The following is a 23,270-nucleotide window of genomic DNA, read 5'->3' as shown; positions in this document are numbered from 1 at the left end:
CAGTTACCTGCCCCGTTCACTGATAAAACAGGGAAAGGCATGACCGCCGAACCTCAATTTTCCAGAAAAACAGGTAGATGGATAGCATAGAAAATATTTTTGCCCTCGAGGTAAAAAAAGAGATTGCAGAAAGATATTTCGGCTTCCGTAAAATTATAGAGGAAGATACCGAGAACTATCTTCATCAGATCCAGATGGTCTCCACCGCATTACAAGAAACTCTCGGTCACGACCTCCTCTGCATCTACTCCCTGCTTTGCCGAAAAAGCCTTATCGATGAGTTTTTCGAGATCACCGGTCTGCCTCACGGGCTGTTTCTCGATTCTTTCACAAATTCACCTCCGGATAAAGAAAAAATTTTCTCCAGCCGGCGCTGCAGAGGACTTACCAGAAAGGGGTGTCTGCAGAATGTGTTATTTGACGCCTACGAGGGCGCCGAAAAACACATTCTCGACTATAGGAAATCATACCGGGAGCTTGATGAAGACCATGCCACAATATGTGCGCAGATAAAGCTGTTCTACCAGAAAAATGACATCCATACCATTCTCGATTTTCTCCGCGGCCTTGATGGAAATTCTACCTCGAATGGTTCAATTGCCGGCATTGAAGAATCGCGCAGAAAACTCGAGGAAAAGATGCGGATACATCCACCTCCGCCCGTGCATGAACTGCTTATCGATATACCGGCGATTCCGCCACGGAAATCCATCCGCAAAAAGCTGAAAAATCTGGCAGAAGAAGCAGGCAAACAGCAGCCTCTGCTGGACCTCCGGGAACTGAAGTCCAAGCCCAGCTGACATCCTCCGAGGGAGCCATCCGCTCAATTTCTTGCGAATGCAGGGAAACCTCACTGACTTTCCTGAAAGCTTTCCGAAGATACCGGTTCTCTGATCATTCTGAAAGGGAGAGCACCTTTCTGCTCCATCATGCCGGCCAGGATGACATAATTATTCCGAATGAGTTCAGCCTCCGGTATTTCTTAAAAAAATCATGCCCTCAAAGAATATTCTGACGGAATTTGCCGATAACGCCGCTAACAATTCGTCTCACTGGTGTGCTTAAACACATTGATGTCGTCAAAGAAAAGGGTATACTGGGAGGAAGATCTTGAAAAACAAAAATACGGATAAACTTCCCCATAAAGTGAAGACACCTCTATGTCGCAGGCTCACCTTGATGCAATCTACAGCCGGATCAATTCTTTTCCTTCTCTGCCGGCAACTGTCTCCAATGTGCTGAAGGTAACCGGCGATCCGGAAAGCTCCGCCAATGATCTGATGATAGCTATTCTTCCCGATCAATCAATGTGCGCTGCTCTTCTGAAAATCGCCAACTCCGCATTTTTCGGCCTGCCTCGACAGGTCTCCACTGTTGAAAAAGCCGTTATGGTGCTGGGTTTTGATGAAATTAAAAATATTGTTCTGGGAAAAGCAGTCTTCAACTCTTTCAAAGAACTCCAGAGCAGCAACAAACAGAGCATCGAACAATTCTGGTCCCACTCTTTTACCTGCGGACTGGCCGCAAAAATCATTGCCGAACGTGTTGGACTGTCCCCCAGCGAGATGTTTATCGCCGGCCTGATTCATGATATCGGCAAACTTGCCATGCTGATTACCTTCCCAAATATTTATTCCCATTTACTCAGAAACTCGGAAGAAAACTGGCTGCAGAGCTGCGACAACGAAAGAGAACTCTTTTTTATCAGCCACGATGAGGTGGCCCACAGGATTCTGAAACGCTGGCTCTTTCCACCCAGGCTCCTGAATTCGGTAGGCTTTCATCACAGGCCGGGCGAAACGGGCAAGATGCAATTGTTTTCCTCGGCAATTCAGATAGCCGACGTCATCGCGCACATCTTCCATGCCCCATGGGGATCTTCGTCCACTGCCCACAGGACGCTGATCCTCAATATGCAGGCTGACATTTTCGATATCTGGCATGAGCTTGAACTTCCATGCAGCAGTGAAGAGATTCAAATCTGGTTCGATCTCCTGCGAATAAGCCGGGAAAGGGATACCGCCATCCTCTCTATTTTCACTTCCTGAACAGCGCGTAAATGAAAATCCATTCTCTGAAAAGGACCATTCAAAATACCAAAAGACTGGCAGAAATTCTTTCCGTTCTTACAAAATTCGGTTTCCGCGGTGTTATCGTCGATACCGGGCTTTCACGAATCTTTGACGTAAAGAAAGAAGATGCCGGTGAAATACACGAAAAAGCTCTGCCGAGATCCATACGCATACGCAGGGTCCTGGAGGAACTTGGGCCGACTTTCATCAAGCTTGGTCAGATCCTCTCAACCCGGCCGGACCTGATTCCACCCGAGTGGGCCGAGGAATTTAAAAAACTCCAGGATCGTTGCACTCCGGTGTCCTACGAAGAGATTCAAAATGTGCTCACCGTTGAATTTGCCGGCAGGCTCGAACTCCTGTTTTCCTCTATCAGCGAGGAACCCCTTGCCGCTGCATCCATGGCGCAGGTTCACAAAGCCAGGCTCATAAGCGGCAAGGATGTGGTCATCAAGGTTATTCGTCCCGGCAACCGTCAGATTGTCGAGGAGGACATGGGCCTTCTGCAGAGTCTGGCGCAACTGGTCGAACAGTATTTTTCCAATCTCGGCTACAGTCCGATGCTGGTGGCCAAAGAATTCTCCCGCGAGATTCTCAAAGAGGTCAATCTCATCTATGAAGGCCAGGCCACTGACAGACTGCGCCGCTATTTTGAAGATGATGAAAATATCAGCTTTCCCTTAGTGTATTGGGAAGCAAGCACCCGCAATGTCCTCACTCTGGAGGAAATTAAAGGCCGGAGGCTTTCCACCATCTCTCCCGATCAATTGGGTGCGGCAGAGCGCAGGGATATCGTGGCCAAGGGAACTGACGCGGTTTTCAAACAATGTCTTGAGTTCGGCTTTTTTCACGCCGACCCCCACCCGGGCAATATTTTTTTGTTGCCGGAAAACAAGCTCTGCTTCATCGACTGCGGCATGACCGGTCAGCTGGATAAAAAGACCACAGATCTGCTCATCGATCTGGTAGCCGGCATCATCCGCGGGAATCTCGACAAACTCAGCAGGGTCGTTGTCGAGCTGACCGACGCCGATCCCGCCATTACCGCAAGCCGCGATTTCCGCTCGGAACTGCAACATCTGGTAAGTCAGGTGCAGGAAAGCAACCTGCAACGAGTCGACATCAGTACTTTATTGAAAGATTTTTTCGCTCTACTGCAGCGCTTTCATATCCAGTGCCCGGGTGAGCTTCTCCTGCTCACCAAAGCTCTGACCGTCATCGAAAGCGTCGCTGAATATTTTGATCCGACCTTTGATGTCCTTGGCCATGTCGAACCGCAGATACGCAAGGTGGTCTCACGCCGATACAGCTACAGCGCCATCCGGGACAGAATGATGAAGGCAGCGGGGAGCTACCTGGAACTGCTGGAGGGCATACCTTTTGATCTCCAGCACTTTCTGGATCAAATCCGCCGCAGCAGCTTTACCCTCAACCTTGAACTGAAACGCATTGAAAATCTGGCTGAAAAAATAGACCTGGCCAGCCGGGTCATGGGATTGGCCATGATCATATCGGCACTCATCGTGGGATCATCCATACTCATCCTGGCCGATCATATCTCACAGGAGCACGGTTTTCTGCGGACCATAGGGCTTATCGGCCTGGTCCTTGCCGGCGCTTACTCCTTCGGCTTCGTCGTCTCCATTCTTCTCCCCAAAAAGAGAAGGTAGCAGCATCACTTATTCATTGTGTGGCAGACGGCCTTGAGAATGGTATGAAACGACTGTGCTTCAAGACTTGCCGAACCGACAAAGAGTCCAGCTATTCCCTTGATATTCGCATACTCGTCGACGATATCGGGATTGAGGGCACCGCCGTAGACAATAGGCCATTTGGGATGCACCTGCGAGATGAACTCGGCGGCCTCTTTGATCTTCTCCGGCGTCTGCGGAATCCTGAAATTCAGAGATTCCACCGGGCCATAGGCGATTATCACCGAGTCGGTCTCAATATCGTTTAAGGAGGTCAGCTGAGACATGGCATAGGGCTGATCGACACAAACGATCGGCGTGAGCCCGGCATCAATGGTTTCACTCACCTTGTTGCCGACATCCTGAGAGGTCTCGTGAAAATATCGTCTCCTCTCCGAATGGCCGACAATCACATATTCCGCCGTCCCTTTGAGCAGATCAGCTGCTATTGCGCCGGTATATGGCCCCTTGGGAAAAGGTGACACATCCTGGGCGGCCAAGGACACGTTTTTCAAATCAAGTGATCGCAGATACTCTCCGGTTTTTTCGAGACAGAGAAAATTCGGCGCTATAATTACCCGCACATCATCGTGCGGCGTATAGAGTCCGGCAAAACCATCGAGCCAGATCTTCGCCTCTTCAAAACGTTTATACGACTTCCAGTTGCCGATGACAAAACGTTTTTCACCCATAGTAACTCCTTAATTTTGCAAAAAGTTGCCACGACACTCTAAGATGGCGGGTAAATAGTTCGATATACAGGACGCAGTCTTTCCGCTCCTTTTTTTATTGGCTTACTCCTGAGAATCCGTCATAAAAATAAGCAATCGAAAATGTATTTAAATCCGTGATCGGCCCTATAGCCAGGAACTTATCAGGCTCGGCTGGGTTAGTAGAAATACGACACATTCGCCAGGTTATAAATATGGCGTTATTTTTTTTCTGATTTTATCTGCATCAAGATCACCCAGAAGACAGGTTTTCTTGCGTGAATGTTCACCACGAAGAATAATAACTTCCTTTTTTTTCAGCTCAAATAAATCCGCAAGAAATGCGACAACCTCTCTGTTTGCCTTTCCATCCACCGGCGGTGAAGCCACTGCCAGCTTGAGCATACCGTCGTGCAGCCCTACGATTCCGGTCTTGCGGGCTTTAGGCTGCACGATTATCTTCAGCGCAAACCTGTTATTTCCTGAGGCGCTAATAAACACCTGTCACTCACTCAATCACGGTTATCTCTGTTTTCACCCATCTCATCCTTCATGGAAAAGATATCATCGGTTCTATTTTCTTCCGTTCCGGGCAGATCGAAGTTCATGCTGATGGCATCGAGATCGACACCTTCGAGATTGGTGTTGTTCAGCTTGATTTTCTGGAAAAGTTCGCCGTAGTCATCGGCGCTGTCCTCTTCCGTAAAAATATCCAGGTTCTCAAGACATAACTTCAAAACTTCCTCAAGATCTTCCCGCACCCTGTTTCTCATTTTTTTGAGCCTGTCTATTTCAGCAGGATAACTTGCCAGTTCGGTAAATGTCTCCTGTCTGAGCTGCTCGGCATCTGCCTTGGCCTTGTTGATAATCGCCTGGGCCTCCTGCTCGCTTTTCATTTTCAGATCATTGGTGAATTTCTGCGCGGCTACCAGAGTGGACTTGAAATCAATTTCCTCGCTACGCAGCATTTCATTTTGTTTCTCCATGTCCTCAAGTTTAACAGCCAGCTTGTCGTTTCTGTTCTTTTCCACCTGGACAGCCTGCTCTCTCTGCTTGATCCGGGTCTGCGCTTCAGCGATTTCATAGTCTTTGCCGCTGTTTTCTTTTTCCAGAATAGCTATTTCTTTTTTGAGTTTCTCTATCTCGTCACGCAGTGCGGCCATTTCACTATCCCGCTCGGCAACCTCCGATCGAATCACTTCCGAACTGCCGCGGGTTGAGGCTATCTCCTCCTGCAGCTTCCTCTTATCAGCCTGCAGGACATCCCTCTCTTCAACGATAACGTCAAGCTCATCAATCTGCTGACGAACCTGCTCGAGCAGCTCAAAGAACTCTTCTGCAATAAGCTCCAGGTAGGCCTTTACCTCGACAGTGTCATACCCTCTGAATTTTACCTGAAACTCTTGATCCTTGATAGCCTGGGGAGTAATAGCCATGACAATGCTCCATTAAGTAGTAGTGTCTTGAAAGTTCACTTTCTTACAAGAAATCTATTTTCCAGAAAGTCCTTCAGTGCTGCTTGGCTGGACTTTAAAGATGACTTCATGCCGTACAGCAGATTACATTGCGAGTTGCTTGAGAGTAGGGACAAGGAAACTCTGCAAAAACATTATTGCCATAATGAGAATCAACGGAGAGAAATCTATTCCTCCTACGCTAATCGGCAACACTCGCCGAATTCTTCCAAGCAGCGGTTCGGTCGCCTCATAGAGAAACCTCACTATCGGGTTATAGGGATCGGCGTTTACCCAGGAAATAATAGCTCTTCCTATTATAATCCAGACATAGGCCGTTAAAACAAAATCAATCAATTGGGCGATGGCCATTAGAAAATTCTGCGCCACAAACATATTCTTCTCCTCTTAGGCGACACTGCTGCCATTTGGCACCGGAGCGCTCACTGTCGTCAGGACCAGGCGTTCCCTGCCATTTTCCACTGATTTTGCGGCAAGGAGCATGCCCTCCGACCGCAATCCCATAATTCTGGCAGGCTTCATATTGGCAACAAGAATTACCTGCATACCGATGAGCTCATCCGGACTGTAATGTTCAGCAATTCCGGCGACGATGGTACGCTGCTCGTGTGCCTGCACGGTGAGCAGCATCAATTTATCTGATTTTTCAACTGCTTCGGCGGAGATGATTTCAGCAACCCTGAGTTCGGTCTTTTTAAACTGCTCAAAGGTTATCAGTCCCTCCTCAGCCGTTTTTTTCGTTTCAGGCCCTGCCTTTGACGAATCCGTTTTTTTTATTTTTTCGCCCACATCAACTCTGGGAAAAAGCGGAGCTGTCTGAGCCATGCTGACTCCGGCGGGAAAGAGTCCCCACCTGCCGCCGGAAGTCAGGCTCAGGGTAAGATCCGTTTTTTCCTGCAGCCCCAGCCCACGCACCATCTTTTCAGCGGTCTCCGGCATCACCGGAGAAATGGTCAGTGCCAGAAGACGCAGAGATTCAAGCAGATTATAGAGTACGGTATCAAGCCTTACTCTTTTCGTTTCATCCTTGGCGAGCGCCCACGGTTCGTTGACAACAATAAACTTATTAGCCTGGCTGACAAGTTCCCAGACGGCCTGCAGCCCTTTGTGGAACTGGAATATCTGCATATATTTGCGATAATCCGCAAGCATGTGTTCCGCTGTTTCAATGAGCAGGATGTCGGATGGCTCTCTCTGTCCTCCGGGTGAAGGGGCAACGCCGCCGCAGTATTTGTGGAGCATGGCCAGGGACCGGCTGAAAAGATTGCCGAGGTCATTGGCCAGGTCGGAATTCTTCCGGGCGATAACGGCATCATGTCCGAAAGAGGAATCGAGGCCGAAGGACATTTCCCGCAGAACAAAATAGCGAAGCTCATCACGACCGTACTGCTCAACCAACTCTGCGGGCCGGATGACATTGCCGATGCTTTTTGACATTTTGGTATCATCGACGTTCCAGTAACCGTGAACATGAAGTTTGGCATAGGGTTTCAGGCCTATGGCCATCAGCATAGTGGGCCAGTATATGGCATGGGGCTTCAGTATATCCTTGGCGATCAGATGTTCGGCCACCTCCCAGTATTGCTGAAAATCCTCTCCGTCGGGATAACCTATTCCGGTAAGATAGTTGATCAGCGCATCAAACCAGACATAGGTAACGAAATCCCGGTCAAAGGGCAAGGGAATTCCCCATGTCAACCTGCTGGTCGGCCTCGAAATGCAAAGATCTTCGAGCGGCTCGCTGAGGAAGGAGAGGACTTCGTTGCGATATCTTTCCGGTGTAATAAACTCCGGGTTTTCCTGGATATGGTCGATCAGCTGCTGCTGATATTTGGACATCCTGAAGAAATAATTCTGCTCAGTTATCTCACGGGGCGCGGTCTGGTGGTCAGGGCAGTTGCCGTCCACCAGCTCTTTTTCGGTGAGAAACCTTTCGCACCCCTTGCAGTAGAGTCCGGAATATTCATCGAAATAGATATCACCTTGCTCATATACCTTCTGCAAAATGTGCTGAACCGTACGAATATGCACAGGATCGGTGGTTCTAATAAAATTATCTGGCGATATCTTCAACAACTCCCAGGTTTGCCTGAACATTGCGCTTACGGCATCGACATATTCCTGAGGCTGCTTGTTTTCCTTCTCAGCCGCCTCTACAATTTTATCCCCGTGTTCATCGGTTCCAGTCTGGAAACGGACGGTATCTCCGCAGAGCCTGCGGTATCTGCTGTAGGTATCGGCGACTATGGTGGTATAGGCATGGCCTAAATGAGGCTGCGCATTAACATAGTAAATCGGGGTTGTAATATATGCTGTCATGATATGTTTTGTTTATTTGGGCCGGGAACATTCCCTTTTTCTCTGCTACCAATGGGGCTTGGGGAAACGCCCGATCACCCGCGCGTTGCAGGTTCTTGGCAAGGCCTGCAAGGCAGGGGACCAAAATTTCCCGGAGCTTAAATCACTGGTTATTTTTTCTTCTTTGCCGAACCAGCACCCTTCACCTTTTCCAAAGCAAGCCACTTCTGTTCTTCCAGAACAAGCTCCTCTCCGCTCTGCGAGACAACGACCACAAGTTGCTGCAGGGGGATCTGCCGTTTTACCTTATAATCCACGCCGTCCATCTTAACTCTGCTGCCGACCTTGGGCATTTTTTTTCGCTGCTCATGATAGGTAGCAAACTCATAGGTAAGGCAGCACAGCAATCTATTGCAGACTCCTGATATTTTGGAAGGATTAAGTGGAAGATCCTGCTCTTTTGCCATTTTTATGGAAACAGAATCAAATTTCTTCATAAACGAGGAACAGCAGAGCTCCCTTCCACAGGTTCCCAGGCCACCGATCATCTTCGTCTCGTGACGTACGCCGACCTGCCTCATTTCCACCCGAGTGCGGAATTCCTGCACCAGGTCCTTGACCAGTTCCCGGAAATCAACCCTGTTATCAGCAGTAAAATAGAATATCATCTTGCTGCCGTTAAAGAACTTTTCCACCTTGACCAGGCTCATATCAAGTGAATGCTTAGCTATCTGAGCGGAGCAAACCTTGAAGGCATGATCTTCGGCCGCCGGAAGATTGGCGAATCTGTCAATCTCTTCATCGGTCAGGTATCTTGCAATGCAGTAACTGGCGCCGCGTTTTCCTTTAGAGCAACTGCATGATGGGGCCGTACCGATGATCAGCGCCGGTTCCAGTCCATGGTCGGTTTTAACCATGATCAGGTCATCCCGCGATAATCCGGCAATAGTTGCTTCCGCAGTAAACTCCTGAGAGTTTCTGCGAAAGCGGATCCTGTAATAAACCTTCGCTTCCTCAAGATCATCGGGGAGGAGGTCCGGTCGGTGTTCTGTTTCAGACATCAATACTACCTTTTCTCAATATATTATAAAATGATGGGGAAAGCTCTACCGAGGGCGCCGAAATACCTTGCGTCTGCTCAGTATATCATCAGTCAAAAAGCCGAAATGACATAAACGTTACAAGCCTGACCCGATGACCTTCCATCAGCCATCATATGTTTTCAGTGTTCACAAAATTGTCAATGAATTATTGTAACCGAAATAGTAGAATTTCGCACACCAATGAACGATTGCAGTTCCGGGCAAGTTCCTGCTCCGCCCTGTCTATCGCCTGCAATTTAGAGAATAGAGTCATAGGCCCGGCTCGCCCGGCCCCTTTCTCACCTTTATCCAGACGGGAAACCAGAAGATCCCGCAACCGAATGCGCAACAGACCAAGCAGCGGCAAGAGATTTTCCTTCAATTCCGCCATCTGCCGGGCTACATCTAAAATAAGGCCACCGTACCGGTCTTCCCTGAACTTCGGATCATCCAAAACCTCCTCAACTTTCCTCCAGGTCTCCAGCACATTGGCGTGGTGGAGCAGAAGCGCCTGCCCGGGGCTGCCCTCGGAGAGCCTTGCCAGAAGAGAGCTCTGTTCTTCATCCAGATGCGATCCATTCTGCAGAATGGACATGGTCTCTGCAGAGCTGAGCGGGAAAAAAGGTATTATCTGACATCGGGAGCTGATAGTCGGCAATATATTCTTCGAAGCTTCCGCAGTCAGAATCAGAACATTGCCCGGCGGAGGCTCTTCCAGCGTCTTGAGCAGATTATTGGCAGCCTCGGCCCGCATTGTGTGAATATCCTCGATGACGACAATGCGTCTTTCCGACTCGTAGGGGGGGTAGGAGAGCGACTTGCACAGCTGCCGCACCCGCTCAATCTTTATGGATCCCTTTTCAGGGGATTCAACAGTGTAATCAGGATGATTTCCTGAAAGAAATTTCCTGCAGGAAAGGCAGTGACCACAAGATTCTGCAGGGCCCGATGTCCGGCAATTCAGTGCTTTGGCCATGGCCTCGGCAAAAAGTTTCTTGCCCACACCGTCCGGCCCCCTGAAAAGGTAGGCATGGCCGATTCTGCCGGAAGAGAGCGACCTGCCAAGTAGCGATTTGGCCCTCTGCTGTCCAAGAAGCTCTGTAAACGGGGAGTTCACAATAATTCCGCCCTAAAAAAGCGTTTTTTGAATGTGCTGTTGTACGGCATCGTTCTTCTCCTGCCCGGCTTCCTGCTCATCAAGCGGACCAAGGAAGAGAAACCTTTCCAGCGATCTCTGATATTCGGTCCACTGCACTCCCTTGTCCTTCCGCTTTCGACGCAGTTGCTCGATGAGGTTCATTTTAGAATCAAGATCGTCGATAAAACTTAACACAAAGGCCTCCGGAGTCATGGGAACGGCCGGCGAGCCGAACTCCAGCCTACCGTGGTGACTGAGGATAAGATGTTGAATCTGGAGGAGCAACTCTTCGGGAAAATCGTTGATTTTGGCTGCTTCCTGTGCCACCATTTCGCTGCCCATCACCAGATGACCCTTCAGCCTTCCGGGGGAAGTATAGTCCACCAGCCCCACCTGCTCCTTCAGTTCCATGATTTTACCGATATCATGAAGCAGCACGCCGGCCAGTAAAATTGATCTGTCTACTCCGGGATAATGAGCCGCCAGCATGTCGGCTACCTTGGCCATGGACAGACAGTGTTCCATCAATCCGCCGGCATAGGCATGATGGATGCCTTTAGCTGCCGGCGCCGTCTGAAATTTCTCCCAGATATCGCCTTTTTTAAAAAACCTGTTAAGCAGTTTCCGCACCCAGCTATTGTCAACAGAGGCTACAGTTTTCTGGATTTGCCGGGACATCTCCTCCAGATCCAGGTTGGTGGCCGGAACAAAATCCGTCAGCGAGATATCCTCTTTGGCGACGGCAGCAACATCTTCAATGCGAAGCTGCAGTTTATCGCGATAGGACTGTACCTGTCCCTTGAGGCGAATGAAGCAGCCTGTCCGGCAGATTTCAGCAATCTCTTCAGCATTGTCCCAGACCGGACCGCCAATTTCTCCGCTCTTATCCGTCAAGTCAAGAAGGAGATAGGCCTTACCCGCCCGGGTCTCCGCCAGCCTCGAGGATTTTACCAGAAATATGTCTTCGATTCTCTCCCCTTCCTGCAGACTATCTATATATTTAATTTTCCTCATTGAATATTTCCATAAGTGCTCTTTGTCGATACTACTCCCTTCGCCGGTTCGGGCACCTTGAAAAGAAATGTAGGCCGTCAAAACCCGGGCACTTATATCCTGCTCAAGAAGCCCGGCTCCATTCGCGATTCAATCCAGCCGGAGTCAAAGTCCTGTAATATACTCTGCAGCTACCAAAAATGCCCTTTTTTTTCAACAGATTCCCCTTCCAGAGAAACGAAGAGGGCTATATCCCCAACAATACTGATACGTCGCTGCACTATTGTCAAGTATGGGTCCTTTCGTTCTAGACTTATTTATGAATGCTTCGACACTCTGGTATATTGTCAGAAATCATCTCGCAATTGACACATCTAACAATCTATAACTTCTATTTCCATATTTATCTTTGCCGCGGCTGGCTATTTTGCTGGAATATTTTTTTCAGTACAATGTCCACGATGTTTTGTTGACATTAATGTCTATCAATAAGTTATTCCATTTTATTTTTTCATATATCGAAACCTGAATGAGTTATGTTATTGACATTTAGTCAACTTACAATTTTATGCCTGACACTATTCAAGCATCGCTGGCTTTACTGCGCCAAAAAAATATGGAACAAGCCCGTTTAACCGCTTCTTTCTTCCTGAAACAGACTTCCCCACTCACATACCTTTTCGTAACAGAAAATGTATTCGGTTAACTGTTGACACCTGCCCGGCATCAAAAATAACAGTCTCCATGGAACAATCAACCGATCTGCAAAATTATCAGGGAAAGGATCGAGTAGGAGAGTTCAGCTCATCCGATTAACGGACATTTCTAAGGCTAAATTCATCAAATGAGAGGACCGCTGAAAATTTCCCGAGGAGTTGGATGATTTTTCCTCTGAGGTGGTGTATTAGTAAGCTATAGGGAAGGTATATTGATCTCGTAAAAGTCATTGAAGGTTCCCGGAATTGACTGTTCTTGCGAGTCCATCAAGTTCTGAATAATTTTTTTAAAGAGAGTTGCCGATGGACCTGGAAAGCTGGCTCCTTTTTTCATCAATTGCGCTGGTGGCTACCATAACTCCGGGCCCTGCCGTTCTGCTGGTCGCCACCCACAGTATCAGTTGTGGCCGCCAACGCACAATCTATACCATTCTCGGCAACATAAGCGGCCTCTTCATAATGTCGCTGCTCTCGGTTCTGGGGGTCGGTGCCCTGGTTCTCTACTCAGCCACGGCCTTTACCATTATCAAAGGAGCGGGCGCACTCTACCTCATCTATCTCGGAATCAGACTATGGAAACGGGGTTTCGCGACCCCCGTGGCATATGGGTGGAAGAGCTCTGCTGCAAAAAGAGCAAGCGGCATAAAGATGTACAGCCAGGGACTGATGGTCGCTCTCAGTAATCCCAAGGCCATAGCTTTCACCACAGCACTTTTTCCGCAATTTATCGATCATAACTTTGCCCTTGTGCCTCAGTTCGCCATCCTGGTGGTGACCTTCATGACCTATTCTTTTATCTGCCTCTCCGTCTATGCGCGGTTAAGTGCCGGAAGCGGGGCCGGAAGGCGGAATAGCAGGACGCAAATAATAATGAGCCGTATCTTCGCCTCACTGTTTATCGGTTCGGGTATCGGTCTCGGCCTCAGCTCATAAGGATCCCCGCTATGAATGACGTCAGCGACACCGAGCTCAAGAAGGTGATCGGCGATTTTCTCGAAATGGGCCATGCAGACAATATCGCGGCCATGTTTAGAAGAGAGCCCCGCTATTTATCCTGGACAGGAGAGTTGCTGCAGGATGAAAGATTCAACGTTCGTCTGGGACTCACCATCGTCTTTGAAGATCTTCAAGCCACCGGCAGAGAATTGATCGCCCGGGCAATTCCTTCTCTTTGCCACGCCCTCGACAGTACTTCGCCGCTGATCAGAGGAGAAGCCGTTGGAATCCTGGGAATAATCGGGACCGCAGAGGCCAAAGAGCTTATAATGAAAATGAAAAACGATGATAATTCCCAGGTAAGGGAAATGGTGGAACTGGCTCTGGCCGAATACTGATCAGGCTGCACCGGCAGACAGGTTTCTAGGAAAATATTTTAACCCAGCTGAGCTGGCAAGAACCTTTAGACAGCTTGTTTTCTGCAAAAAAAACAAGAAAACAAGCTGCAAGGTACTAAAAGAGGTACCATGTCCATACGAGCCATCGCCCAGGAAGTATACAAAAGCCAAAGCAAAGTGTATAAGCTTGAAGAACAGCTGAAGAATGCGGACTATGAGGATAAGGAAAAAATCAAGGAAGAACTCAGACATGCACAAGCCGAGCTGAATATTCTTAGAAAAATGCTGGATGGAAGGAAAGCGCAGGCGACCGTGGCAAAGCGACAGTTCCCTTTTGCCCGCTGATCGGCAAGAAAGTCTTCATCCCTCATCCCACCGCCTACCAGCTAATTTCCCCGCCAATGATCGCTATTGTTGTTTACAAGTATCACAGAGCGTGATTATAATGCCGTTCTTTTTACCTTCAACTCTTCAACACCGCAAAGATAAAGGAGAAGCACAGTATGGAGAGACAGATGATTGTATCTGTTATGTCTAAAGACAGACCCGGAATAATAGCCGACGTTACCGGAGCGATATTTGAGCTCAACGGCGATCTGGCCAATCTCGAACAGTCTATTCTCTGCGGCTATCTGACCATGATCCTGATCGCCACTTTTGACGAGGCCGTTACCCCGGAGGATGTCATCGCCAAACTCTCCCATATCAAAGCGGAGAACAAGTTTGACGTCATCGTCAAACTGATGACTTCACCTATTGAAGTCTGCCAGACCTCTTTGCCTCCAAAAACATACATCGTCACGGCTCAAGGGAAAAATCAAAGCGGTTTGGTCTTCGGCATCAGCTCCTTCTGCTATGCACGAAACATCAACATCCTCGATTTATCGACGACCCTCACAGACGGCAAATACACCATGGTCCTGCAGCTTGACCTCAGTGAGATCGAATCCATCAAGGATATGCGGGAGGAGCTAGACCGTTACGCCGAGGAAGCCGGGCTGCATGTCATGATGCAGCACTACGATATATTCAGGGTGACCCATGAAGTGACCTTGGTCTAAGACACTTACCAGCACGATACTTTTTACAGCTTTACCGGTCTCACTTATCAGGAGGATGTAGATGTTACGTTCGGATCAGATCCTTGCAACAGTTGAAATGATACAGAAGGAAAACCTCGATGTGCGTACGGTCACCATGGGCATCAACCTCCTCGACTGCCGAAGCGGTGACGTCACCACGACCTGTGCGAATATTGAAAAGAAAATCAGGTTGCTGGCCCAGGATTTTGTACCCACTTGCGACAGGATCGGCAGGAAATTGGGCATTCCGGTGGTCAACAAGCGCATCTCCGTCACTCCCATAGCCCTGGTCGGCGCCGGTTTCAACCGTGGCGGTTTTATCGAGCTGGCATTATCTCTGGAGAGGGCGGCGGGAGCGGCGGGTGTTGATATTCTCGGCGGATTTTCAGCCCAGGTGGAAAAGGGCCTCACCGAATCCGACAGAGAGTACATCCTCTCTATTCCGGAAGCACTGGCGATCACAGACAAGGTATGCGCCTCCATCAATATCGCCAGCAGCCGCAAGGGGATCAACATGGATGCCCTGGCCATGGTTGGACAGACCGTCAAGGATCTGGCCGAGGGAACCCGTGACGCAGACGGTTTTGGGGCGGCAAAATTTGTAGTGTTCTGCAATCAGCCGGGAGACAATCCCTTCATGGCCGGAGCTATTCATGGAACTGGTGAAGCCGACGCCGTTCTTAACGTCGGAGTCAGCGGCCCCGGCGTTATCGCCCGTTCTCTGGAGCGGCTCATTGCCAACAAGGGCGCGACAAATCTGCTTCTCGACGACATTGCCGAAGAAATCAAACAGACGACCTTCAGGGTGACCCGCTGCGGAGAACTCGTCGGCAGACAGGTCTCCAGAGAGCTGGGGATCGAGTTCGGCGTCGTCGATCTCTCGCTGGCCCCTACTCCAACAGTCGGCGACAGCGTCGGTGAAATCCTCCATATTCTCGGGGTCGATGCCATTGGTGCTCCGGGCTCCACTGCCATCGTCGCCATGCTCAACGACGCTGTAAAAAAAGGTGGTATCTTCGCCAGCAAATCCGTGGGGGGGCTTAGCGGCGCCTTTATTCCCGTGATGGAAGATGCAGTACTGGCCGAAGCGGTCGGGCGAGGCGAACTCTGTCTGGAAAAACTGGAAGCCATGACCTGCGTCTGCTCCGTGGGATTGGACATGATCGCCATTCCCGGATCCGTCGATGCCGATACCATTTCTGCAATAATTGCCGATGAGATGGCAATCGGCATGGTTAACAACAAAACCACGGCGGCACGCCTCATTCCGGTGCCCGGCAAGGAAGCCGGGGAACACGTCAGTTTCGGCGGATTGTTCGGCGCCAGTCCCATTATGGAAGTGCGCAATGTCGGCAAGTCGAGCCGGTTCGTGGCTTGGGGCGGCAGAATCCCGGCACCGATTCACAGCTTCAAAAACTGATAACGTCGTAAAAAGCCCGACCTCAATGCTGAAGCTGCTGGCCGCCCGAATAAAAATCCTGAAGGCCGAAGCCGCTCCCGCAAAAAGTCATCGAAGTTATCAAGATGGACTCTGCGATAAAGATTGTATCCAGCTGATTACGAGTACATCATCAATACAGCCAAGACCAGGGAAACCTCATGCTGCTGCTTCTCTCACCCTCCAAAACCCAGGAATCGGGATATCACCATGCCCTGGCAACCCAGCCGGAAATGCTCGACAGGACAGATGCTCTGGCGGCGCAGCTGAAACGACTCGATGCCGCGGAAATCGGCAAGGTGATGAAGATTAGCGAACAGCTGGCGAAAAAGACCCGTGAGCGTTACTCGCAATTCAAGATTGCGGCCGGGATGGAGAGCGGCAGCCCCGCCCTGCTCGCCTTTCGCGGCGATGTGTTCTCTGAAATCGATGCCGATGGCTACAGCGATGACGACTTTCAATTTGCTCAACAACATCTCCGCATTTTCTCGGCTCTCTACGGCATCCTCAGGCCGCTCGACCTCATTCAACCCTACAGACTGGAGATGGGCGGCAAATTTCGTCCGGAGGAAAAAAGAAGTCTCTATGACTACTGGCGTGATGATATCAACATGTTACTGAAACGCCATCTTGCCGGGACAAAGATTACTGAAATTGTCAATCTCGCTTCAAATGAATATTTCAAGGCGGTCACACCTGCAGAACTGCCTGCCTCCATCATTCATGTTTCTTTTAAACAGCAGAGAAAAGGCACCCTGAAAACCATTGCCATCCATGCCAAAAAGGCCCGCGGCGCTATGGCGAACTACATAATCAGGAACAGGTTGCAGAGCAGCGCCGAACTGAAACAATTCCACTATCGGGACTATAGATTCGCAGAAGAGCTTTCCACTGCCGGTGAATTGGTCTTTGTCGATAGAAGTACAGGCTAGAGGAGATATTTAATCGCCGCAAATCCTCCAATCAGCAGCACCAGGAAAACAACCGAGAGAATATTGAAGTAGCGGTCTATATACACTTTTACCGGTGCACCAAGATAATAGATAAAAATGGCAACCAGGAAAAATCTGGCGGACCGGGCCAGCAGTGAAACCAGCATAAACCTGAGAAAGTCCAGCTCGAACGCTCCGGCGGTGATGGTGAAAAGCTTATAGGGCAATGGGGTAAAGCCGGCAGCGAAAATTGCCAGGACATCATACTCTTTATAGAGAAACTGCACCTCATCATATTTATTGGCAAGGCCATACCAGTCAATGATCGGCCGACCGACACCCTCCATGGCCCACATGCCAAGACCATAGCCGAAGGCGCCGCCCAAAACTGAACCGACCGCACAGATTGCCGCATATTTGAGAGATTTCTTTGGCAGTGCTATGCAGAGCGCTATCAGAAAGACGTCAGGCGGCAGAGGGAAAAAGGAGGATTCGACAAAGGCAATGGCAAACAGCACATAGACGCCGTAGGGCCCCTCCAGCCACTCCATACAGACATCATACAACCGTCTTAAAACCCCTCTGCTTCTCATCTCAATCCGACCAGCCATATTTTCCTATCAAATCAACAAAACGAACCTTGTCCCGCCGTTCTATCTTGATTCCGTCTTCATTTTTGGTAAGAAGCTGAAGTTCCTGGACCTCTTGGTTGCCCACGGGGATCACCATCCTGCCGGAGTCCGCCAGCTGGTCGACTAAAGGTGATGGAATCTCAGGGCCTCCGGCTGTTATGATAATGGCATCGTAGGGTCCGTTCTCCGGCCATCCCATGGTGCCGTCATCCAGCTTGGCGATAATATTGTAATAGCGCAGAATATCGAAGACCTTGCGGGAGGAGGCGAGAAGCTGATTAATCCTCTCAACAGTATAGACGCGTGCGCACATTCGTGACAAAACAGCAGCCTGGTATCCCGATCCCGTTCCGACTTCAAGCACTTTTTCCGTACCGGAAAGACCCAGCATCTGCGTCATCAGGGCCACGATATAAGGCTGGGAGATGGTCTGTCCTGCAGAGATAGGCAGGGGATAGTCACCGTATGCCCGCGCACGCATGGCATCTTCAACAAACAGATGCCGCGGCACCTCACTCATGGCCTGCAGGGTCGGTGCATCGGTAATACCTCGGGAGACCAGCTGTTCCTGCACCATACGCTGGCGGATGGTACCATAACAGTCAATCACTCGGTTTTCTCTTGCGGGGAATAGGTATCGGACCAATCAAATTCATCTGTCCCGAATTCCCTGAATTCACAGGATTGCACGATATCATTGCTCAGAACAATTAATATCCTCTCTTGGCCCTTGCCTTTGAAATAACCACCGGCCAGTGGGACTCTCTGAAGATCAGAGGTCATTTCCTCAATATAGATCCACTCTTCTTCGCCGCTCGGCAACCGCCGCTGAATATCAGGTTCACCGAGGTAGGTGAGAACGTCATTACGGGTTGAACTGCCGGCCTCGATAAGAACGGCATCGGAAGCCAGGTGACGCACGGGCTTGTTGTAGCATCCAGTGGTGAACAGCAAAAGTCCAAGGGTGAGGATAATTGCGAATCGCGGGACAAAAGGCATATCGTACTCCAGACGAGTTTTCATGAAATCCATATACTCCTCCAGCTCTATAAACTGAAGGACCTTCTTTTTCAACCTCTAAAAGCAAAAATGGGAGAGAACATTTCGCTCTCTCCCACTGTCTTCACCTCTTATCTGATTTTGCCGACTGAAATTTCCGCAGCCGCTTATGCCTTGGTGACACGTCCGAGGATTCTGTAGTTCCGCTCCACCATTTCAAGATGGTTGACGTAAAGACCGGCCTGGATCATGGCATTGTCATATATCTGTCCGGCCACCTCCCGAGCGAAATCCTCGTCTTCCTTAATGAGCGCGGCAAGACGCCTGATCAATGGATTGGCTGGATTAATTTCCAGATTCTTCTTACTCTTTTCTTCGGGAACGCCTTTCTCCCGGCGGCTCATGGCAATCACTCTCTCCATGGAGGAGCTCATGTGCCCGTCTGGATTGACGATCATTGCAGGGGAGTCCACCAGTCTCCTGGAGACAATGACATCGGCAACCTTATCTTCCAGGGCCTTCTTCAGCCAGCTCAACAGTGATTCTTTCTGTTCCTTGTCGAGGCTTGCTTCGTCTTCCGGCTTTTCCTCAGCATCTGCTTCCGTTCCTTTCGGCAGGGAAAGATCGGCCCGGTCGGCGGAGACCAGCTTTTTACCCTCAAACTCACCCAGATGACTCAAGACAAAGTCATCGATGGGCTCCATGGTGTAGAGGATTTCGATGTCGTTCTTGGTGAACATCTCGACATATGGCCCTGATTCGATTGCCGTTCTCGAAGGACCGTTAATATAATAAATCTCTTCCTGATCCGGGTTCATTCGCGCCAGATACTCGGCAAGCCCGATAGGTTTGCCCGCCTCGGATTTGGAAGATTCAAAACGAATGAGTCTGGACAGCTCCTTCTGGAATTCATAGTCGCTGGTGGCTCCTTCCTTGAAATAGATGCCGAAGGTATTCCAGAACTCAAGGTACTTTTCCGGATCCTTTTTGGCCTCCTCATCCATATATTTGAGGAAACGTTTGGTTATCACCTTACGCAGCTTGGAAACCAGGGCATTATCCTGCAGTGCCTGTCGGGAAATATTGAGCGGCAGATCCTCACTGTCGACTACCCCCTTGAGGAAGCGGAGCCATTCGGGCAGGATATTTTCGGAGTGCTGATCAATCAGAATCCGTTGGCAGTAGAGGTTCACGCCCGGATCGACACGGCCGAATCCCATTATTTCAAAATTTTCTTTGGGAACAAAGAGCAGGGCATTGATCGCCAGAGGTGCATCGGCTGAAAAATGGAGACGGTAAGTCGGTTCGTCAAAGGCATTGGCAATGAACTTGTAAAACTCGGTATACTCCTCCTCCTTGATCTCCGCTTTATTGCGCATCCACAAGGCTTGAACGGTGTTGACTACTTCTCCTTCGAGCTTAATGGGGAAAGAGACGAAGGCTGAGTATTGTTTGATAATCGATTCCACCCGCCATTTCTGGGCATATTCATGGGCATCCTCCTTCAACTCGACGATTATGCGCGTTCCCCTGTGAAGTCCTTCTTTCTCGGTGATGGTAAAGGTTCCCGAGCCATCCGATTCCCATTCATGCCCTTCGCTGCCGTCCCACGACCTGCTCTGCACCCTGACCTTGGCGCCCGCCATGAAGGCCGCATAAAAACCTACTCCGAACTGACCTATCAAGTTGATATCCTTCTTGGCGGCCTCGGCCAGTTCCAGCAGAAAAGTATTAGATCCCGAATGGGCGATTGTGCCCAGATTGGACTCGAGTTCAACCCGGCTCATGCCGATGCCGGTATCGGTAATAGTAAAAGTATGCGCCTTTTCATCAAGAGATATGTCTATCTCAAGAGGAACATGTGCATCAAAGACATCCTCCCTGGTAAGACTCTCATGGCGCATCTTTTCCAGGGCATCGGCACTGTTGGAAATGAGCTCCCGAATAAAGACATCACGTTCGGTATAGAGCGAGTTGATTACAATATCTAAGAGTTTTTTGGTTTCAGCCTGGAATTCATGTTGTGTTGTGGTCATCTATTTCACCTCAGCTTTTTTTCATACAGAAAGTTCCGGATTTTACACCCTTTCCATTGATTTTTTTCATCAAGTCGGCGAAAATGGTAAGCACATATCATCGTATGTCAAGTATACCTCGGATGTACAATCCTTTGCCGGCAGCCAGGAGATAAGGCTATGAAAATAAAGATATACGACAGAAATCATGGCCATCTCCGCACTCTCGAGCAGATCACTGCGGCAGCGGTCAAATCGACGAATACAAGAGGGGAGAAATACCCCGGCAAAAATCACAAACATCAATCCGGGCAGGTCGATGAACTGCGGCCGGGTCACCACCAAAATCGAGAAAGCCGATACATGATGAGCTGAAATGACGCATCACACCGATACTATAATAATAGGTGCCGGCCTTTCCGGCCTGACCGTGGCTCATAAGCTGCGCACCACCTGCTATGGGCACCGTTACGTTATTCTGGAAAAGTCGGAAAGCACCGGCGGTGTAATCCGTAGCCACCATGAAAATGGATTCACCGCTGAGATAGGACCTCACGGATTTCTGGATAACTGCAAAGAAAGCAGGGAAATTCTCGAGGAATGTGGACTGGCCGGCGAATCGGTAAAGGCGCCGCTGATAAACTTTGTCCGTTATGTCCTGCTCGATGGAGAATTACGGATGATCCCGCAGACACCCCTGAAGATTCTGCTGGCACCGCTGGTGCCGTGGAGTGCCAAACTCCGGGTGCTCGCCGAATTGTGGCAGGAACCGCTCGCCGGAGAGCCGACGGTGGCCAAATGGGTTAATCACCGTTTCGGAAAAGCCCTGCTGCCTTTTGCCGATGCGGTTTTCACCGGTACCTATGCAGGCGATATCGACAGGCTCACCATCGACAGTGTCATGCCCGCCATTCGCCATCTTGAGCAGGAACATGGTTCTGTCATTCGCGGAATGCTGGCAAAAGCCCGGAGCAGCAGGAAAAACAGGAAAAAGGAACCTGCTGGCTTCTCCATGCCCGCCATGACCAGCTTTCCAGAAGGCATGGCAAGGCTGCCGCAGAAACTGAGTCAATACCTCACCGAAGATGCCGATCTCTTCCTGAACTGTGAAGTTCAGTCCCTCTCAAGGCTTGATGGCGGCTGGCGGGTGGTCACCAGCCGCGGTCGATTCGAGGCGGACAACCTCGTTCTTGCCGTGCCGACAAATACCGCCATTTCTCTGCTCCGGGAGCTTGTTCCACCACCGCTTCCCGCAGTTGCCGAAGCGGATATCCTCACCGTGGTATTCGGCTACGGTCCGGGCTCCAGCCTGCCTCCGGGGTTCGGTTATCTCATTCCGGAACAGGAGCAGCGCTTCACCCTTGGCACGCTCTTCTCTTCCAACATGTTCCCGGGACGAGCTCCTGCCGGCCACATCCTCTTCGAGACGTTGGTCGGCGGACGCAGACATCCCGAACGGCTTACACTCAGCGACGAGGAGTTGATCCGCAGAGCCCTTGATGACGTCAGGGATATTCTACCGCTTCATGGCGAACCGGTTTACACCAAAGTTCTGCGGCCCTGGGGAAGCATTCCCCAGCTGGAGCAGCACTATCCTGAACTGCTCAGCTGGCGTAATCATCTCAGGGAACATTTTCCCGGTCTTTACATCTGCGGTTTCGGCTGGGAAGGCATCGGCCTCAACGATATGATGAAGCACGGAGTTCGTACAGCCGAGGCCATTGCCACGGGTGCCGGCGCTAAAAGTCAGGAAGCGGCTGTCAAGGGAGTATATTTTTGACGGTGTCGCAAACATAGAGCTAAAGACATGGTCTAAAGGAGTCTCCATGTATTTTCCAGATGATACTCTGGCCTACCTGCAGGGCGAAGAATACTCAAACACCCTGCGGACCCGGTTTATATTTGATGAAGAAGATCATAGCTACCGAACCCGGATTGATCTCCTCTGCGAAATGGTCGCGGGGAAGAAGGTCATTCATGTCGGCTGTGTCGATCATAATATCGAAACGGTGCGCCAGAGGATAAAACGCAGAAAATGGCTGCACAGCAGACTTTGTGAAAGCGCCCTGCGTTGTCACGGTATCGACACCCAGGAAGCCGGTATCCGCTACATTAAGGACAAACTCGGTTTTCAGGACACCTCCTGTACCGATATTTTCAGCGATCAGTTTGCCGGAATCACTAGAAGTGACAACTGGGATTATCTCCTGATTCCAGAAGTTCTCGAGCATATCGAGGCCCCCACTGCTTTTCTTCGCGCCATAGCGCGGAAATATAAAAACGACTTCACCAAACTCATCCTCACTGTTCACAATGGAGTCAGCCGAGACAACTACCTGCTTGCCAGAGACGGCTGCGAGACCATTAACAGCGACCATCGTTTCTGGTTTTCGCCCTATACAACAGCGAAGATGATAATTGCCTCCGGACTGGATTTAGAAAAGATCCTGATGTGCAGGCACGGAACCATCAACCGCCGCGCCCTGTGGAGAAATCGCTTCTTTCGCAAGCATCCCCTGCTCCGCAATGATATTCTCTGCATCGCATCGTTCCGCTGAGTTGAAAACTCTGAATCGATAATAAACTGTATCGCCTGCTACTGGAAAAGTACCGCCCTAAAAAGAATTGAAAGAGAGCACAAAAACAATTTACTAACCCAGTTG

Annotated in this window: 24 protein-coding genes; 12 read left to right on the top strand and 12 right to left on the bottom strand. The window is 49.9% G+C overall.

Features of this window, described 5'->3' with window-relative positions; all coding sequences use genetic code 11:
• The first annotated feature begins 77 nt into the window (after positions 1-77).
• From JWG88_RS12485 to JWG88_RS12475, 3 genes are all read left to right on the top strand, one after another.
• Positions 78-800: a hypothetical protein gene (locus JWG88_RS12485; protein WP_205234105.1), complete on the top strand. Its 723-nt coding sequence runs from the start codon at positions 78-80 to the stop codon at positions 798-800.
• A 360-nt stretch (positions 801-1,160) separates the two neighbouring features.
• Complete coding sequence (locus JWG88_RS12480) at positions 1,161-2,048, top strand: HDOD domain-containing protein (protein ID WP_205234104.1); 888 nt, start codon at positions 1,161-1,163, stop codon at positions 2,046-2,048.
• A gap of 11 nt (positions 2,049-2,059) precedes the next feature.
• Positions 2,060-3,742, top strand: coding sequence for an ABC1 kinase family protein (locus JWG88_RS12475; RefSeq protein ID WP_205234103.1), 1,683 nt, complete (start codon positions 2,060-2,062; stop codon positions 3,740-3,742).
• 5 nt (positions 3,743-3,747) lie between these two features.
• Here JWG88_RS12475 and JWG88_RS12470 read toward each other — a convergent pair whose 3' ends face one another.
• The 8 genes from JWG88_RS12470 to JWG88_RS12435 all read right to left on the bottom strand — a co-directional run bounded on the left by JWG88_RS12470 (position 3,748) and on the right by JWG88_RS12435 (position 11,480).
• Entirely contained in the window at positions 3,748-4,455 is a 708-nt protein-coding gene (locus JWG88_RS12470) for a triose-phosphate isomerase (RefSeq protein ID WP_205234102.1), read from the bottom strand.
• Positions 4,456-4,680: 225 nt separating this feature from the next.
• Positions 4,681-4,974: a DUF167 domain-containing protein gene (locus tag JWG88_RS12465; protein WP_337833125.1), complete on the bottom strand. Its 294-nt coding sequence runs from the start codon at positions 4,972-4,974 to the stop codon at positions 4,681-4,683.
• 11 nt (positions 4,975-4,985) lie between these two features.
• Positions 4,986-5,909 carry a DivIVA domain-containing protein gene (locus JWG88_RS12460; RefSeq protein ID WP_205234100.1) on the bottom strand — a complete coding sequence of 308 codons (924 nt, stop codon included), beginning with the start codon at positions 5,907-5,909 and terminating at the stop codon, positions 4,986-4,988.
• 123 nt (positions 5,910-6,032) lie between these two features.
• Positions 6,033-6,323 (bottom strand): YggT family protein, encoded by a 291-nt coding sequence (locus tag JWG88_RS12455; RefSeq protein ID WP_205234099.1) that lies wholly within the window; start codon positions 6,321-6,323, stop codon positions 6,033-6,035.
• Positions 6,324-6,335: 12 nt separating this feature from the next.
• Entirely contained in the window at positions 6,336-8,267 is a 1,932-nt protein-coding gene (gene metG / locus JWG88_RS12450; RefSeq protein ID WP_205234098.1) for a methionine--tRNA ligase, read from the bottom strand.
• 149 nt (positions 8,268-8,416) lie between these two features.
• A complete protein-coding gene (locus JWG88_RS12445) occupies positions 8,417-9,307 on the bottom strand; it encodes a PSP1 domain-containing protein (protein WP_205234097.1) in 891 nt (296 codons plus the stop codon).
• A gap of 187 nt (positions 9,308-9,494) precedes the next feature.
• Positions 9,495-10,445 carry a DNA polymerase III subunit delta' gene (gene holB, locus JWG88_RS12440; RefSeq protein ID WP_205234096.1) on the bottom strand — a complete coding sequence of 317 codons (951 nt, stop codon included), beginning with the start codon at positions 10,443-10,445 and terminating at the stop codon, positions 9,495-9,497.
• Between the two features lie 12 nt (positions 10,446-10,457).
• Positions 10,458-11,480 (bottom strand): 3'-5' exoribonuclease YhaM family protein, encoded by a 1,023-nt coding sequence (locus JWG88_RS12435; protein WP_205234095.1) that lies wholly within the window; start codon positions 11,478-11,480, stop codon positions 10,458-10,460.
• A 998-nt stretch (positions 11,481-12,478) separates the two neighbouring features.
• Here JWG88_RS12435 and JWG88_RS12430 point away from each other — a divergent pair.
• From JWG88_RS12430 to yaaA, 6 genes are all read left to right on the top strand, one after another.
• Positions 12,479-13,108, top strand: a complete 630-nt coding sequence (locus JWG88_RS12430) for a LysE family translocator (protein ID WP_205234094.1) — start codon at positions 12,479-12,481, stop codon at positions 13,106-13,108.
• Positions 13,109-13,119: 11 nt separating this feature from the next.
• Positions 13,120-13,509 (top strand): HEAT repeat domain-containing protein, encoded by a 390-nt coding sequence (locus JWG88_RS12425; protein ID WP_205234093.1) that lies wholly within the window; start codon positions 13,120-13,122, stop codon positions 13,507-13,509.
• A gap of 129 nt (positions 13,510-13,638) precedes the next feature.
• Positions 13,639-13,854: a hypothetical protein gene (locus JWG88_RS12420; protein WP_205234092.1), complete on the top strand. Its 216-nt coding sequence runs from the start codon at positions 13,639-13,641 to the stop codon at positions 13,852-13,854.
• Positions 13,855-14,024: 170 nt separating this feature from the next.
• Entirely contained in the window at positions 14,025-14,570 is a 546-nt protein-coding gene (locus JWG88_RS12415; RefSeq protein ID WP_205234091.1) for a glycine cleavage system transcriptional repressor, read from the top strand.
• A 61-nt stretch (positions 14,571-14,631) separates the two neighbouring features.
• A complete protein-coding gene (locus tag JWG88_RS12410; protein ID WP_205234090.1) occupies positions 14,632-16,011 on the top strand; it encodes a PFL family protein in 1,380 nt (459 codons plus the stop codon).
• Positions 16,012-16,190: 179 nt separating this feature from the next.
• Entirely contained in the window at positions 16,191-16,961 is a 771-nt protein-coding gene (gene yaaA, locus JWG88_RS12405) for a peroxide stress protein YaaA (RefSeq protein ID WP_205234089.1), read from the top strand.
• Here yaaA and JWG88_RS12400 read toward each other — a convergent pair.
• From JWG88_RS12400 to htpG, 4 genes are all read right to left on the bottom strand, one after another.
• Positions 16,958-17,572 (bottom strand): YqaA family protein, encoded by a 615-nt coding sequence (locus JWG88_RS12400; protein ID WP_240194419.1) that lies wholly within the window; start codon positions 17,570-17,572, stop codon positions 16,958-16,960. The genes yaaA and JWG88_RS12400 overlap by 4 nt on opposite strands.
• Positions 17,556-18,170, bottom strand: a complete 615-nt coding sequence (locus JWG88_RS12395) for a protein-L-isoaspartate(D-aspartate) O-methyltransferase (protein WP_205234223.1) — start codon at positions 18,168-18,170, stop codon at positions 17,556-17,558. Before JWG88_RS12395 ends, JWG88_RS12400 begins: the two co-directional genes overlap by 17 nt.
• A gap of 29 nt (positions 18,171-18,199) precedes the next feature.
• Positions 18,200-18,625, bottom strand: a complete 426-nt coding sequence (locus JWG88_RS12390) for a hypothetical protein (RefSeq protein WP_205234088.1) — start codon at positions 18,623-18,625, stop codon at positions 18,200-18,202.
• Positions 18,626-18,759: 134 nt separating this feature from the next.
• Complete coding sequence (gene htpG / locus JWG88_RS12385) at positions 18,760-20,628, bottom strand: molecular chaperone HtpG (protein WP_205234087.1); 1,869 nt, start codon at positions 20,626-20,628, stop codon at positions 18,760-18,762.
• A gap of 159 nt (positions 20,629-20,787) precedes the next feature.
• Between htpG and JWG88_RS12380 the strand changes: the two genes are divergently transcribed.
• Genes JWG88_RS12380 through JWG88_RS12370 form a run of 3 tightly spaced genes read left to right on the top strand, consistent with a single transcriptional unit; the run spans position 20,788 to position 23,165 of the window.
• Entirely contained in the window at positions 20,788-20,982 is a 195-nt protein-coding gene (locus tag JWG88_RS12380; protein WP_205234086.1) for a hypothetical protein, read from the top strand.
• 1 nt (position 20,983) lies between these two features.
• On the top strand, positions 20,984-22,387 hold the full coding sequence (gene hemG, locus JWG88_RS12375; protein ID WP_205234085.1) for a protoporphyrinogen oxidase: 1,404 nt from the start codon (positions 20,984-20,986) through the stop codon (positions 22,385-22,387).
• Positions 22,388-22,433: 46 nt separating this feature from the next.
• Positions 22,434-23,165 carry a hypothetical protein gene (locus JWG88_RS12370; RefSeq protein WP_205234084.1) on the top strand — a complete coding sequence of 244 codons (732 nt, stop codon included), beginning with the start codon at positions 22,434-22,436 and terminating at the stop codon, positions 23,163-23,165.
• Positions 23,166-23,270: the final 105 nt, after the last annotated feature.

The organism is Desulfopila inferna, from assembly GCF_016919005.1.
Taxonomy (GTDB): Bacteria; Desulfobacterota; Desulfobulbia; order Desulfobulbales; family Desulfocapsaceae; genus Desulfopila_A; species Desulfopila_A inferna.
The sequence above is the reverse complement of the archived record's forward strand: the minus strand, read 5'-3'. Positions and strand labels throughout refer to the sequence as shown.

Coding starts and splice junctions, on each gene's coding strand:
- JWG88_RS12445 (WP_205234097.1), bottom strand. CDS start 9,307: ATGTCTGAAACAGAACACCGACCGGACCTCCTCCCCGATGATCTTGAG.
- yaaA (WP_205234089.1), top strand. CDS start 16,191: ATGCTGCTGCTTCTCTCACCCTCCAAAACCCAGGAATCGGGATATCAC.
- JWG88_RS12460 (WP_205234100.1), bottom strand. CDS start 5,909: ATGGCTATTACTCCCCAGGCTATCAAGGATCAAGAGTTTCAGGTAAAA.
- JWG88_RS12425 (WP_205234093.1), top strand. CDS start 13,120: ATGAATGACGTCAGCGACACCGAGCTCAAGAAGGTGATCGGCGATTTT.
- JWG88_RS12485 (WP_205234105.1), top strand. CDS start 78: ATGGATAGCATAGAAAATATTTTTGCCCTCGAGGTAAAAAAAGAGATT.
- JWG88_RS12370 (WP_205234084.1), top strand. CDS start 22,434: ATGTATTTTCCAGATGATACTCTGGCCTACCTGCAGGGCGAAGAATAC.
- JWG88_RS12380 (WP_205234086.1), top strand. CDS start 20,788: ATGAAAATAAAGATATACGACAGAAATCATGGCCATCTCCGCACTCTC.
- htpG (WP_205234087.1), bottom strand. CDS start 20,628: ATGACCACAACACAACATGAATTCCAGGCTGAAACCAAAAAACTCTTA.
- JWG88_RS12390 (WP_205234088.1), bottom strand. CDS start 18,625: ATGGATTTCATGAAAACTCGTCTGGAGTACGATATGCCTTTTGTCCCG.
- JWG88_RS12435 (WP_205234095.1), bottom strand. CDS start 11,480: ATGAGGAAAATTAAATATATAGATAGTCTGCAGGAAGGGGAGAGAATC.
- hemG (WP_205234085.1), top strand. CDS start 20,984: ATGACGCATCACACCGATACTATAATAATAGGTGCCGGCCTTTCCGGC.
- metG (WP_205234098.1), bottom strand. CDS start 8,267: ATGACAGCATATATTACAACCCCGATTTACTATGTTAATGCGCAGCCT.
- JWG88_RS12395 (WP_205234223.1), bottom strand. CDS start 18,170: ATGGTGCAGGAACAGCTGGTCTCCCGAGGTATTACCGATGCACCGACC.
- JWG88_RS12430 (WP_205234094.1), top strand. CDS start 12,479: ATGGACCTGGAAAGCTGGCTCCTTTTTTCATCAATTGCGCTGGTGGCT.
- JWG88_RS12415 (WP_205234091.1), top strand. CDS start 14,025: ATGATTGTATCTGTTATGTCTAAAGACAGACCCGGAATAATAGCCGAC.
- JWG88_RS12470 (WP_205234102.1), bottom strand. CDS start 4,455: ATGGGTGAAAAACGTTTTGTCATCGGCAACTGGAAGTCGTATAAACGT.
- JWG88_RS12480 (WP_205234104.1), top strand. CDS start 1,161: ATGTCGCAGGCTCACCTTGATGCAATCTACAGCCGGATCAATTCTTTT.
- JWG88_RS12475 (WP_205234103.1), top strand. CDS start 2,060: ATGAAAATCCATTCTCTGAAAAGGACCATTCAAAATACCAAAAGACTG.
- JWG88_RS12400 (WP_240194419.1), bottom strand. CDS start 17,572: ATGGCTGGTCGGATTGAGATGAGAAGCAGAGGGGTTTTAAGACGGTTG.
- JWG88_RS12410 (WP_205234090.1), top strand. CDS start 14,632: ATGTTACGTTCGGATCAGATCCTTGCAACAGTTGAAATGATACAGAAG.
- JWG88_RS12455 (WP_205234099.1), bottom strand. CDS start 6,323: ATGTTTGTGGCGCAGAATTTTCTAATGGCCATCGCCCAATTGATTGAT.
- JWG88_RS12420 (WP_205234092.1), top strand. CDS start 13,639: ATGTCCATACGAGCCATCGCCCAGGAAGTATACAAAAGCCAAAGCAAA.